Source organism: Pseudoalteromonas sp. P1-26 (assembly GCF_001401795.1).
Classification (GTDB): domain Bacteria; phylum Pseudomonadota; class Gammaproteobacteria; order Enterobacterales; family Alteromonadaceae; genus Pseudoalteromonas.
Map to the genome: position 1 here is coordinate 39,366 of NZ_LKDX01000033.1, position 12,279 is coordinate 51,644.

Sequence of the window (12,279 nt, forward strand, 5' to 3'; positions counted from 1 at the left end):
CTTTTTAAGACTAAGCTAACTCTCTATTAGCTCAACCTGCTTAGAAGACCAGGCATTTATAAGCGCTTTTACTAATGAAGCCAGCGGTATTGCGAAGAACACCCCCCAAAAGCCCCATAAACCGCCAAAAAACAATACCGCAACGATGATAAACACTGGGTTTAAATCGACCGCTTCAGAGAACAGTAACGGCACTAACACATTGCCATCAAGTGCTTGGATCACGCCATAGATGATTAAAATAGTCCAAAATTGTGTTTCTAAACCAAACTGGAATAACGCCACCGCAGCAACTGGAATAGTCACCAATGCCGCCCCTACAAATGGAATAAGCACAGATAAGCCAACTAACACGCCGAGTAAAGCCGCATAGCGAAGGTCAAGCACTGCAAAAGCGATAAAAGATGCAGTACCAACAATTAAAATCTCAAATACTTTACCGCGAATATAATTCATGATTTGCTGATTCATTTCTTGCCAAACTTGGATGATCAAGCGGCGTTGCTTAGGCAATAAACGCTCAGCACTTTGCGTGAGCTCTAATTTATCTTTAAGCATAAAGAACACTAGGAGCGGCACTAGAATCAGATAAATCAGCCAAGCTGCCACATCTTTAATCGAAGTTAATGACACCGATAGCACCAACTGACCAAACTCAATCGCTTTGGTCTCAACACTGGTAACAATCGATTTAACCTGATCTTCAGTAATCAAACTTGGGTAATCTTCAGGAAGATGTAAAAGCAGCGCTTTACCTTTTTCAATCATGTAAGGGGTTTCTTGAACTAGATTGCTGGTTTGCTGCCAAAGCACGGGCCCCATGCCGACAATAATCATGATCATCAAGCCACTGAATACCAACATAACAAGAATCGTTGCGGTAAACCTCTTTAAACCCAGCTTTTCTAAGTGAGCAACAGGCCAATCAAGTAAATAGGCAATCACCAAGGCAACCAAAACAGGCACGATTAACGAACCAAAAAAGTAGAAAAATGCAAAGGTTGCAATAAGCAGTAACAACAAGGTTACTGAATGGGGATCTGAAAATTTATTTTCGTACCAGGCTTTTACATACTCAAACACGAATGGGCTCCACAGTTAGTACACCTAATTCTAGGTCAATTTTAAAATGGTAATGATGTTTTTCTAAAAATCGCTGCATATCGTCCGTTGCCTCAGCAGCATTAAATGTAAAAGTCACGGGTTGTTTAATTGATGTTGCCTTATTCAACCCTAATTTAAACTGAATAAATTGTTGAGGGCACTTATAGCCTCTTAAATCAACCGTTAACATAGCGAATCAACTGCGTTATTAATATGAATAATAAGTATAAGGTGTAGGCCGTTTGCGAAAATAAGTCTTTATAACGAGAAACAACTCATTTTTTTCTTAAAACACGCAAAACAATAGTTTATCCTTAATCTATAACTGGTAGTAAAGGAAACTCCATGCCTGGCTCGCATAATAAAGCGCAATTACCTGCGAATCCAACTCTTAAAGAGATAAACTGGTATAAAAAACAAATAAACTGGGGCGAGCTGCCGCCTTTTTATCATATGGTGGCATCATCGGTTAGCGAATCTGAAGGGATTTTAGACCACGGTTTTGATAATGCCATTAAACAATTAATTGATCCACGCAACTGGAACCTTGATTTATTAGGTGGTCATGAAACCGACATGGGCGAAATTGTTTGTAAGCAAAAACCGCGCATTGCTTTGCATCAAAGCTTTACGGACCGAGGTTTCGAATTATGGGCCTACCCTTATGCTAAAGATGTTATGGTAGACCAATACATCAAAGACAATCGCTTTATGGAGTTTAAGGTGTGGGACCCGCACACCATGAAAAACCTTATTCGCTTTAACCAGCTTCATAAATTCATCGCTTTTTACTTTGAAAGAGGCGATAAAGCTGACAAAGCTTTAATTCTTCATGCCCATAAAGTAGCGCATAAAATCATAACTTTTTTACAACGAGAGTTGAACGTTGTTAAGCTAGATGGAGTCACAATAAAAGATTTCTATCAATTGTGCGAAAAAGACAGCCGAGCATGCAGCGACGAAATAGACTTAGCAAAAGTCATGTTAGGTGAGCAAATCAACAAGGAATAAGATGCGACTAAAATCAGCCTTTATTACACTGTGCAGTGCATTACTGACGTTTTCAATACTGCATAGTGAGCCGTTGAAGGCACAAACAAACTTTAAGCTGCCCGATTTAGGGACCTCAGCTTTACAGGCTTTGCCGATTGAAAAAGAGCAAGCGATCGGTGAAGTGATGATGATGCAAATTCGTGGCTCATCACCCGTTGTAAGTGATCCTGTTCTTGATGAGTACCTGACCACTTTGGGCCGTCGTTTAGTCGCAAACGCCAACGATGTGCGTTTCCCATTTTCATTTTTCTGGTTAAACAACGCTGAAATTAATGCTTTTGCCTTTTATGGTGGCCATGTGGGTGTGCATACGGGTCTTATCGCACAAGCCGATAACGAAAGCCAATTTGCCTCAGTACTTGGGCACGAAATAGCTCACGTAACACAGCGCCATTTAGCCCGCCGTATTCAACAGCAGCAAGATAACAGCGCGTTAACTATAGCAGGTATGATTGCGGGTATTTTAGCTACCGTTGTTGCACCTGACGCTGGTATTGCAATTATCTCAGCAAACCAGACACAAGCGGCGTTTAGTCAATTAACTCATAGTCGTGCTGCTGAACAAGAGGCAGACCGTATTGGTATGCAGACCTTAAATAATGCAGGGTTTGATCCTCGCCAATCGAGTGAGTTTTTAACTAAACTTGCTGCACAAATTCGCTACAAGTATAAGCCGCCAGCCTTTTTGCTAACTCACCCATTGCCTGAAAGCCGTGTTTCTGATGTACGCTTACGTGCCGAGCAGTATCCAAAACGACACTACTCCGACAGCCTAGAGTTTAACCTAGCTAAGAGCCGTGTAATTGCTCGATATCAGCAAAAGTCAAAAGCTGCAGAAGATTTATTTCGTAAATTAATGCGTGAAAATACCGTTCATAACGACACTGCACTTAAATATGGCTTGGGTATTAGCTTGTTGGACCAAAAAAAGCTTGATGAAGCAGCCAGCATTTTGAATCCATTGCTTGAGCAAGATCCAAAGAACTTATTTTATATTGATACCCACACAGACTTACTCATTGCGCAAGGTAAAGCGAATGAAGCAGTAGAGTTTTTAGCTAAGCTAGATATCGATAGACCTAACAATCAGGTGATTGCCTTAAACTATGCAAATGCCGCTATTGAAGCTAAACAATTTGACCTTGCTGAACGTATCTTAAAATCTTATTTATTAGCAAAACCTGAGAACAATCTTGCCAAAGAGCTCATTACTGATGTCTATAAAAAGCAAGAAAATATGGCTTCCTACCATGAAGCGCATGCCGATGTGCTTGCCCAATATGGCGCTTATTTAAAAGCAGCTGATGAAATTCAAAAAGCACTAAACTTTGTTGAGCCTGAAGAGCTAGTTAAACAACAACGTTTAAAAGCCCTACTTACACAATACCGCCAATTACAAAAAGAGCTTGCGAGACTTTAAGTCTCGCGGCGCTTGCCCTAAAATAAGCCAAATTATTAAATGTGAGAACACACTATGTCTGTGACTATTTATCATAATCCACGTTGTTCAAAATCGCGTGAAACACTTGCCCTATTAGAAAGCAATAACGTACAACCAAGTGTTGTTGAATACCTAAAAACACCGCTTAATGAACAACAAATCTCGACTTTAATTAGCCAACTGGGCTTTACTTCAGCGCGCGAGTTAATGCGTACTAAAGAAGACATCTACAAAGAGCTTGAGCTTAAAAACGAACAAAACGAAGACAAATTAATTGCTGCAATGGCTGCCAATCCAAAACTAATCGAGCGCCCAATTGTTGAAAATAACGGCAAAGCTGCTCTAGGTCGTCCACCAGAAAACGTATTAAGCGTACTTTAATGGCTATAAACATTGTTGTGCTATACCACTCAAGCCATGGCTCTGTAGAAGCAATGGCACATGAGATAGCCGAGTCGATTGAGCAACACGGTGCAACCGCCTTATTGCGCACGTTTGTTAAACGTCAGCCACACGATATTGTGATCAGCAAAGATGATCTAATTAATTGTGATGGCTTAGCCTTCGGCACCCCTACTCGATTTGGCATGATGGCCTCACAAGCTAAGAGCTTTTGGGAGACCACCAGTGATCTGTGGCTTAAAGGTCAGCTGATAGATAAACCTGCTTGCGTTTTTTCGTCATCAAGCAGTATGCACGGTGGTAACGAAGCTACCTTGTTGAATCTATCACTGCCGTTGTTACATCACGGCATGATGTTGCTTGGCGTGCCTTATGAGGTACCTGAGTTATTAGCAACTGAAACCGGCGGTACGCCGTACGGCGCGAGTCATGTGGCCGGTAGCAATAACAGCAATGTGTTAAGTAAAGACGAAATTAAAATTTGCCAAAGCGTTGGAAAACGCTTAGCACTGATTGCGAGTAAATTAAAATGAGCTTGGAACCTGAGCTAAATCAGCCTGTTGCCAAAAAACCAATTACAAAACGATTCCAACGTTTTGCACTGATTGGTTATATCGGCTTATTAGTTTTAATGCCAATTTGGCTGTTTTTAATTGCCCCAAGAGAAGGCCACAGTAACGCCTTTATCTTTGTTGTTTATATACTGCCTCTACTGTTACCGCTTAAGGGCATTATTCAAGATAAGCCTTATACCTACGCTTGGGCGAACTTTATCGTGATGTTCTATTTCATCCATGGTTTTACATTACTGTGGGTCGCACAAGAACAGCTAATTTGGGTATTACTTGAGTTAGCCTTTGCGAGTCTGATGTTTATTGGCTGCACTTATTATGCACGCCATCGCGGGCAAGAACTTGGCCTTAAGATACGTAAATTAAAAGAAGAGTTGGCAGAAGAAAAAGCCGCTCATGAACACGATAAATAATACCGATTCGTTTTTTCAAAAATGAAGCAAAAAACGGCAACCTAGGTTGCCGTTTTTTTTTATGTCACTTTATATAGTTTTTATGCGTTCACACCAACTCTGCTAAGGTGGCTAGTGCGACAATACTTGCCAGACCCACTTGGCCAATTAAGCTAAATAATGAGAACAGCCTTAAAATAAACAGCCCCCATGGATGGCGAATATGCGGGTAAAGCGCACAGCGTTTCAAGCTTGTGGCAAAGAAAAAGCATAAGATCGAAACCAACGTAAAGCTCAGCGTTAACTCACTTTTAATAGCAATGCTATCGTCAAAAAAGAAGAACAACTGCACAGGTAGTAACACAGTTACAATCGCATGTAGTAAGTGCACTTTTTTAACGCGATCAAACTGCCCTTCTGGCGAAAGTTCCTTAATGCCAAAGTCATGCTCAAGGCACTTTACTAAGTTATCCGCTTTAATGCTAACTGCTAGTCGGTAGCAACTTAGACCGTCGTTGTTACGGACTCTAAAGTCATAGCCCGCTTTTAAAAGCAACACCAGTAAAGGTCCATTCTCGGCTAATACAGCGTAATGTAATGCTGTATTCCCTTTGTTGTCTTGGGCCTTCTTATCTTGATGTTCAAGTATTGTCTCAACAACATTCACATAGCCTTTTTCAGTAGCCCACATAAACGCTGTTTTACCGTTTTCGTCAGCTAAAGCACCTGTTGCGCCTTGCTCAATGAAACGCTTTGCCATAGTTTGTTTAGCATTTTCGTGGCTTAAGTGGGCAAGTAAAGCTTGTTCAAGTAACGATGCTGAATCAACATCAGGTGATACAAGTTTTAGTAAGGTGAAGTAATCTTCACCGTGAGCAACTTTTTCAGCCGCAAGCGCTGTTAATGGTTCAAGATCAGCCACTGAATCAGGAATAAAACCACTAAAACGCTCTCTAAAGTCAACTTCGGTCCACAACTCTAATACATCGTCCGCAGACATTTTTGCACCGTGATTAAGAACATGTTCAATCACAGTAAAATAGCGACGATTAAATAACTGGTGGATGAGAGTTATAGGCGTTTTAACAGCCGATTGAGCAAATGCGCTAGCGTACTTCTCTAAGCGCTGGCATAACATTAAAACAAGACTTTCAGGGGTGTAGTCGTTTTCTAAGAAATGCGTTTTCATAGCATTAATATAATGCAACGCAGCTTCATCAAACTCAGAAATATGTTGGAAATAACACTCTTCAAACGGTTCAAGAGGAGTCAACCAAGTAAGGTAGTAAATAGGCGGAAGAACCGTCGTACACACACCGTCATCTTCATTAGTAGAACGACATGCCGGCCAAGCTTCTAAAGCATCTAAAATATAGGCCCCGTTTTGCTCAGCTAATCCTTTGATTAGTAACGGGTATTCCTTTGGCCAAATCAGTACATTTTCCATTAAAAAAACACAACTCCGCTGCACATTATTCGATGTCTTATTAAGCAACTAGTTATAGCAAAATTTAACTGACAGTTTGCTTAATATTGCGACCAATAACACAGTATCTGAACAGATACTTTGGTAAACAAGAAAAGTAGCATGATTCTACCACAGAGGGTTACAGGTGCTAGCGCAAAGTAGGTGATTTTTAAAGAAAATAGAAAAGCAGCGGCACATGGACGGTACTCACTGCTTGGTTGGAGACTGAAAGTAGCTAAAATGCTCGATGAGGTGAAGGTAATCGAGCTTTAAGATAACTTACTTACTTGCTAATTCGTGTGTCACTTCATCAATGCCAACTTGGCTGATGCGCTGTAAAACTTCTTTTTGCTTCGCGCTTAACAGTGAAATGCCTTCAGCAACAATATCGTATACTTTCCACTGCTTATCTTTGCCTTGGCGTAATTTAAAGTGCAAATCGATGGCTGGCGCATTGTCATCAACAATTTGCGTTTTAACTGTTGCATAACCATCGTCGATGAGTTGTGATTGATCAAAAATAACTTTTTGGCCTGTGTATTTCATTAGTGCGCCGGCATAAGTTACTGTTAAGTAATGCTCAACCGCAGCAATAAAATCAACGGCTTGGTCACGGCGTAGGCCTTTAATGTGCTTACCTAAAAGCTTATACGATACAAACTTAATATCCATGTGCGGCAATAAGCGTTTTTCTACAATGTTCGCCATTGCTTCTGAGCTTGCATCGCCTTTTGCATTTACATTTGCGATATCAACAAATAAATCTGCTGTGACTGATTCTAATAGTTGCTTAGGCGAGCGGTCTTCACTGGCAAAAGCAGTTGCAGTAAAAAGCGCAGCTATAAGCAAAAATGAGTTAACTAGTTTGGTCATCGTGTTCACCTCTCAACGAAAATTTTCGCTAATATACCGATATTAAATCCATAAAAAAAGAAACAATCCGACACCGTTTTAATGCCAATTAAGCACCAATCGATTTTTCCCATAGTTTTCAGTTAATTGCTAAAAAATATGAGAATGTGCACAGCTTCTGTGTTTTTACGCACATTGAAAAGTTCTTATCTCCGCCCTTATCTACTTGCTCACAGTCATAATCAGAAGTACCGAGATGAAACTAAAACACCCACTAAAAGCACTTATGTTAAGTGTAGCCGCCCTACTAGCAACACCAACTTATGCTGCTTCAAACCATGGCTATGCCGTTGATTACATTCAAGGTGAAGGGGATGTAAAAGGCTTAAAACTGGCCTACCAGTACCATATACCCAATGAAAAGCTGCCCTTTCAACACGCCCGTTTGTACTTCGAGTCTAGTTTTAATATTTGGCAGTATGGCAAAGACAACAAACATCAAACTAATATCGTGTTAGCTATGTCTCCGGTGATCCAATACCCTGTATTTAATGTGAAAAACATGCCTGTTTATGTGGAGTTTGGGATCGGGGTTTCACTGTTAGATGACACCCATTTTGCAGGTAAAAACGTTAGTACTCACTATCAGTTTGAGGATAGGTTGGGTTTGGTTGCAGACCTAGGTGAAGACTCAACCTTAGCTCTTAGGTATTTACATTACTCAAATGCGGGGTTCAAAAGCCCTAACCCTGGCCTTGATTTTATTTCACTGTCTTATGCAAGACGATTTTAAGTGCTACTATATCGCTGTGTATATCGGCAGGATTTCAAGATGGAAACTTGGCAAATTATAGCCATTGTTGTTGCCGTATTTGGTGTAGTAATTGGTAACCTTATGTTGCTAAAACATGCAGCAAAAATGGACTTCAAAGTGCCTAAAAGCGATGTTAATGAAGATAAAAAAAGCCCTGATGAATAATCAGGGCTTTTCTTTTATAGACTTCAGCTTAGTTTACACTAACCAATGTGCCATTAAGACAATCACCGGTAATGTTACTAAGGTTCTTAAAATAAAGATGAAGAACAACTCGATAATATTAACCGGGATTTTGCTACCTAAAAGCAGTGCACCTACTTCCGACATATAAATCAATTGCGTCACACTCATTGCAGCAACGATAAAGCGTGTTACATCACTTTCGATACTACCAGCGGCAAGAATCGACGGAATAAACATATCAGCAAAGCCAACCATAATTGTTTGTGCGGCAGCTTCAGCTTCTGGTACTTGTAATAGCTCTAAGAATGGTACAAACGGCTTGCCCATATACTCAAAAATTGGCGTATATTCAGCAATAATCAAGGCAAATGTGCCTACAGCCATAACCACAGGTAATACTGCAAATACCATATCAAATGCGTTATGTAAGCCTTCTTTTACTGTACCAGCAAAGCCCGGTGCAGTGCGTGCTTTAGCAAGCGCCACATCAAGTGAATGAGAAACTAATGTTTTACCTTCAGGCACTGACTCTGCGTCTTTATCAGGCTCTGTTCCATCTACATAGAGATCTTTTTTAAAGCGTAGCGGTGGTAAACGAGGCACAATTAGCGCTGCGGCTAAACCAGCTAAACACACTGTTAAGTAAAACGGTGCAAAAAGGTGCTCAAGCTTTACTTGACCAATCACAACTAAACAAAAGGTAATTGATACAGCTGAGAAAGTGGTACCAATAATGGCCGCTTCGCGCTGCGTATAATGTTTATCTTCATACTGACGAGCGGTCATCAAAATACCCACACTGCCATCACCTAACCAAGATGCTACACAGTTAACCGCACTTCGGCCTGGCACACCAAAAAGTGGGCGCATAACTTTAGTTAATAAGGTACCGACTAGCTCTAACAAGCCGAAGTTTAATAATAATGGTAATAGTAAGCCCGCTAAAACAAACACAGAAAACAATACTGGCAACAAGTCGTTTAACACCAGTGCACCGGTATTACCGGAAATAATCATTTCTGGCCCTTGTTTAGTGTAGGTCAGAACGATAAAAACCATACCCAGTAATCGAACACTCAGCCACAGCCAACTAACATCAAATAAATGTTTAATTATAAAGAACTTAAGTAATGGCTGCGGTTTAAACAACTTTATCACTAAAGATAAAATACCGGTGATACAAACAATGCTGGTAATTAACCCCAGTGCAAATGGGCCAATCCACTCTTGCACTGCTTTTGCCATAACAGCAATCGGAATGGTCATTGCTTCACCTATGGGTACCGGCGTCATAAACAAGAAGACACCTATAAGTGAAGGAACGAAAAAGGTAAACAAGGTTCGCAAGTCACTGCGATTTGCTGTGTTTAAGTTAGACATATTTTCAACCTGTAAAAACCACAAAAAGAGCGGCTAAGCTCTTTTTGTGGTGGTTTTGACTTTTTTAATTATTAAATATTGATACCGCGCTGACGCAGTGCATTTTCTAATGCTTGCTGGAGGTCATTCATTGTACCAGGCTCTAATGTCGAACCTTCAGAGTCCATCCAAGTTAAACTTGTGCCGCCATCATTGGTGCGGCTAACAAGAATTTGGTATTGGCCATCTTCAATCGGAAGTTCAGATAATTCTTCGCCCCAAATTGAATCCCATACGCTTGACTCAGGCTTTTTGTAATCAGCCGTGATCAAACCACGCTCTTGGTCAATCTCTACGATAGTGAAAGATAAGCGTTCTAAGAAACCTGAGAAACGATCAAACACCATGTTGTAATCTTGCTCTGTAACCAGTGCCGCATTACCTTTGTTATCAAAGCCCATTTCTAATGAAATAATGCCTTGTTTTTTACGCATATCAACTTCAAGTTGACGGTAACGATAATCAAACTCAGCAATCACTTGGTTTAATGCACGAACTTCAAGCTGTTGTTGTAGTAATGGTGTTAACGGTACTGAGTCACTTTTATAATCAGCAAGCTTAGAAGTTAACGAAGCTGTACGCTGATGCGACTTTTCTTCAATTGTGAAGATAAAGCGCTGCTGTGATACTTCAGTTTCAGTTTCCCAGAACCAACCTTCTTCAGGTTTAATAATGGCATACCAACCTGTTTCAATTGAATTTGAGGCTTTGTCTTCTTTTAAAGCGGCGGTATTTTTTTCTGCTAGAACAGCTTTAATAGAGTCCCAGATAAATACATCTAAATCTTCGATACCATCGTTTTTATCAAAGTAGACACGTGCTTCTGTGTCACCTTCTTCAACCCAAGTACCTTGAGCAATGGTAATTACTTGCGCTGGCGGACGATAGTTTTTAGCTTCAGGATTGTTGTCGTATTGCGCAACATCCATTTTATAAGTTGGATCTTGAGCTGGTTGCGCTAATCCTGCTGGAGCTTTCACCGCTTCGTTAGCACGATAATTGCGTTTGTGGTGCGCTTCATCGGTAAAAACACCGCACCCTGTTAAACTTACCATTACGCTTACAGCAAGCGCCTTTGAGATCCAATACTGCACAGATATTTCTCCTTAGCAAACCCTTAATTTTTTTAACAAATATATGAGTGGGTAATGCCGATTTGGTTCACTGTAAAATCACTTTTAACTTTACATTTATTGTTTTTATGCAAAAAACCCGAATAGATTGGGCTAGCGTAACGTATTTGATTGCTTATCGCCTTGCAAAATTTTAACTATGGTACTTTCTGATGCCCCTAAAAACAAGAAAGAGCGCACTTTATTCACGGCTTAATTAATCGCCGCTATCGTTAACGGAGCAAATTATGTTAAACTTCGCCGCCGTGCGGTATTAAACTCACGTGAAATCAAAGCTTATTTAAGCTTATATCCATTGGTATTGTTATTTACTAGGTATTTAAAATTCCATGACTGCTTTTACAAATCATCAGATAGTGCTCACTGCGATTGGCGAAGATAGACCCGGTATCGTTAGCGAATTAACTCAGTTAGTGAGTGATTGCCATTGCAATATAATTGACAGTCGCATTGCTATTTTGGGCAACGAATTTACCTTTATCATGCTATTAGCAGGTGATATGTCGGCAATTAGCCGTATTGAACATACATTGCCAACTAAAGGTATGGAGCTTGGCCTTTTAACCATGATGAAACGCACAGCAAGTCATGTTGCATGTGAATTTTGTGCCGGTTACACCCTCGAATACACAGGTATTGATACACCAGGAACATTAAGTAAAGTTACGCGCTTTTTTGCTGATAACAACATCAGCATTTGTTCTCTCAAGTCAGACACTTACGATGAAGATGACGAGCTTAAAATGCGCTGCGAACTCGAGTTTAATATTCCTGTTGAAGTCGATATTGATAACTTTAAAGTGAGCTTTGAAGATCTTTCTCGTAGTTTGAACGTAGATTATATTTTCAGACGCATTCGCTAAGGAGCAAAGCATGAAAACAATTAATCCATTACAAGCAGGTGATACAGCCCCTGCTTTTAGCTTACAAAATCAGAATGATGAAACTATCGTGCTAGCTGATCTTTTAAAAGAGCAGCAAGTACTGGTTTATTTCTACCCTAAAGCGTCAACACCAGGTTGTACTGTACAAGCAGAGAACTTACGTGATGAAAAAGCTGAGCTTGCTAAATTTAACACGCGTGTTGTGGGTATCAGCCCAGATCCAATCAAGCGTTTAAAGAATTTTGAAACCAAAAAAGAGCTTAACTTTGATTTACTAGCCGACGAAGATCACGCGATTGCTGATGCCTTTGGTATTTGGGGTTACAAGAAGTTTATGGGTAAAGAATACGAAGGAATTCATCGTATTAGCTTCCTTGTAGGCCAAGACGGTAAAATCAAACACGTGTTTGATAAGTTCAAAACTAAAGACCATCATCAGGTGGTGTTGGACTATTTAGCGCAGAATTGATAGTTACGAGTTACGAGTTACGAGTTACGAGTTACGAGTTACGAGTTACGAGTTACGAGTTACGAGTTACGAGTTACGAGTTACGAGTTA

At 40.3% G+C, this 12,279-nt stretch carries 15 protein-coding genes; 9 read left to right on the forward strand and 6 right to left on the reverse strand.

What is annotated here, in order from left to right; all coding sequences use genetic code 11:
- Positions 1-15: 15 nt before the first annotated feature.
- The gene (locus AN394_RS15290; RefSeq protein WP_055021923.1) at positions 16-1,083 is read right to left on the reverse strand and encodes an AI-2E family transporter; all 1,068 of its coding nucleotides are present in this window, start codon (positions 1,081-1,083) and stop codon (positions 16-18) included.
- A complete protein-coding gene (locus AN394_RS15295) occupies positions 1,076-1,294 on the reverse strand; it encodes a hypothetical protein (RefSeq protein ID WP_054563605.1) in 219 nt (72 codons plus the stop codon). The genes AN394_RS15290 and AN394_RS15295 overlap by 8 nt, the downstream gene beginning before the upstream one ends.
- 155 nt (positions 1,295-1,449) lie before the next feature.
- On the opposite strand from AN394_RS15295, the gene AN394_RS15300 reads away from it, so the two are divergent.
- From AN394_RS15300 to AN394_RS15320, 5 genes are read left to right on the forward strand one after another with little or no spacing between them, the layout of a single operon-like run.
- On the forward strand, positions 1,450-2,115 hold the full coding sequence (locus AN394_RS15300) for a hypothetical protein (protein ID WP_054563604.1): 666 nt from the start codon (positions 1,450-1,452) through the stop codon (positions 2,113-2,115).
- 1 nt (position 2,116) lies between these two features.
- Positions 2,117-3,577, forward strand: a complete 1,461-nt coding sequence (locus AN394_RS15305) for a M48 family metalloprotease (RefSeq protein WP_055021924.1) — start codon at positions 2,117-2,119, stop codon at positions 3,575-3,577.
- 54 nt (positions 3,578-3,631) lie between these two features.
- Positions 3,632-3,979 (forward strand): arsenate reductase (glutaredoxin), encoded by a 348-nt coding sequence (arsC, locus tag AN394_RS15310; RefSeq protein WP_054563602.1) that lies wholly within the window; start codon positions 3,632-3,634, stop codon positions 3,977-3,979.
- Positions 3,979-4,533, forward strand: coding sequence for an NAD(P)H:quinone oxidoreductase (gene wrbA, locus AN394_RS15315; protein WP_054563601.1), 555 nt, complete (start codon positions 3,979-3,981; stop codon positions 4,531-4,533). The genes arsC and wrbA overlap by 1 nt, the downstream gene beginning before the upstream one ends.
- Complete coding sequence (locus AN394_RS15320) at positions 4,530-4,985, forward strand: DUF2069 domain-containing protein (RefSeq protein ID WP_055021925.1); 456 nt, start codon at positions 4,530-4,532, stop codon at positions 4,983-4,985. Before wrbA ends, AN394_RS15320 begins: the two co-directional genes overlap by 4 nt.
- Positions 4,986-5,073: 88 nt before the next feature.
- Here the strand turns inward: AN394_RS15320 and AN394_RS15325 are convergent, their stop codons facing one another.
- Together AN394_RS15325 and AN394_RS15330 are read right to left on the reverse strand one after the other, a co-directional pair.
- Positions 5,074-6,411, reverse strand: coding sequence for an ankyrin repeat domain-containing protein (locus tag AN394_RS15325; protein ID WP_054563599.1), 1,338 nt, complete (start codon positions 6,409-6,411; stop codon positions 5,074-5,076).
- 300 nt (positions 6,412-6,711) lie between these two features.
- Positions 6,712-7,305, reverse strand: coding sequence for a phospholipid-binding protein MlaC (locus AN394_RS15330; protein WP_054563598.1), 594 nt, complete (start codon positions 7,303-7,305; stop codon positions 6,712-6,714).
- 235 nt (positions 7,306-7,540) lie between these two features.
- On the opposite strand from AN394_RS15330, the gene AN394_RS15335 reads away from it, so the two are divergent.
- The gene (locus tag AN394_RS15335; protein ID WP_054563597.1) at positions 7,541-8,077 is read left to right on the forward strand and encodes an acyloxyacyl hydrolase; all 537 of its coding nucleotides are present in this window, start codon (positions 7,541-7,543) and stop codon (positions 8,075-8,077) included.
- A 39-nt stretch (positions 8,078-8,116) separates the two neighbouring features.
- Positions 8,117-8,263: a DUF2897 family protein gene (locus tag AN394_RS21725; protein ID WP_082401729.1), complete on the forward strand. Its 147-nt coding sequence runs from the start codon at positions 8,117-8,119 to the stop codon at positions 8,261-8,263.
- 33 nt (positions 8,264-8,296) lie between these two features.
- Here AN394_RS21725 and AN394_RS15340 read toward each other — a convergent pair whose 3' ends face one another.
- A complete protein-coding gene (locus tag AN394_RS15340) occupies positions 8,297-9,664 on the reverse strand; it encodes a YjiH family protein (protein WP_054563596.1) in 1,368 nt (455 codons plus the stop codon).
- 71 nt (positions 9,665-9,735) lie between these two features.
- Positions 9,736-10,797: an outer membrane protein assembly factor BamC gene (gene bamC / locus AN394_RS15345; RefSeq protein ID WP_054563595.1), complete on the reverse strand. Its 1,062-nt coding sequence runs from the start codon at positions 10,795-10,797 to the stop codon at positions 9,736-9,738.
- A gap of 368 nt (positions 10,798-11,165) precedes the next feature.
- Between bamC and AN394_RS15350 the strand changes: the two genes are divergently transcribed.
- Together AN394_RS15350 and bcp are read left to right on the forward strand one after the other, a co-directional pair.
- On the forward strand, positions 11,166-11,699 hold the full coding sequence (locus AN394_RS15350; protein ID WP_054553746.1) for a glycine cleavage system protein R: 534 nt from the start codon (positions 11,166-11,168) through the stop codon (positions 11,697-11,699).
- Between the two features lie 10 nt (positions 11,700-11,709).
- Positions 11,710-12,189, forward strand: coding sequence for a thioredoxin-dependent thiol peroxidase (gene bcp / locus AN394_RS15355; RefSeq protein WP_054563594.1), 480 nt, complete (start codon positions 11,710-11,712; stop codon positions 12,187-12,189).
- Positions 12,190-12,279 lie beyond the last annotated feature (90 nt).

Coding starts and splice junctions, on each gene's coding strand:
- AN394_RS15335 (WP_054563597.1), top strand. CDS start 7,541: ATGAAACTAAAACACCCACTAAAAGCACTTATGTTAAGTGTAGCCGCC.
- AN394_RS15340 (WP_054563596.1), bottom strand. CDS start 9,664: ATGTCTAACTTAAACACAGCAAATCGCAGTGACTTGCGAACCTTGTTT.
- AN394_RS15295 (WP_054563605.1), bottom strand. CDS start 1,294: ATGTTAACGGTTGATTTAAGAGGCTATAAGTGCCCTCAACAATTTATT.
- AN394_RS15320 (WP_055021925.1), top strand. CDS start 4,530: ATGAGCTTGGAACCTGAGCTAAATCAGCCTGTTGCCAAAAAACCAATT.
- AN394_RS15330 (WP_054563598.1), bottom strand. CDS start 7,305: ATGACCAAACTAGTTAACTCATTTTTGCTTATAGCTGCGCTTTTTACT.
- bcp (WP_054563594.1), top strand. CDS start 11,710: ATGAAAACAATTAATCCATTACAAGCAGGTGATACAGCCCCTGCTTTT.
- AN394_RS15350 (WP_054553746.1), top strand. CDS start 11,166: ATGACTGCTTTTACAAATCATCAGATAGTGCTCACTGCGATTGGCGAA.
- arsC (WP_054563602.1), top strand. CDS start 3,632: ATGTCTGTGACTATTTATCATAATCCACGTTGTTCAAAATCGCGTGAA.
- AN394_RS15325 (WP_054563599.1), bottom strand. CDS start 6,411: ATGGAAAATGTACTGATTTGGCCAAAGGAATACCCGTTACTAATCAAA.
- AN394_RS21725 (WP_082401729.1), top strand. CDS start 8,117: ATGGAAACTTGGCAAATTATAGCCATTGTTGTTGCCGTATTTGGTGTA.
- wrbA (WP_054563601.1), top strand. CDS start 3,979: ATGGCTATAAACATTGTTGTGCTATACCACTCAAGCCATGGCTCTGTA.
- AN394_RS15300 (WP_054563604.1), top strand. CDS start 1,450: ATGCCTGGCTCGCATAATAAAGCGCAATTACCTGCGAATCCAACTCTT.
- AN394_RS15305 (WP_055021924.1), top strand. CDS start 2,117: ATGCGACTAAAATCAGCCTTTATTACACTGTGCAGTGCATTACTGACG.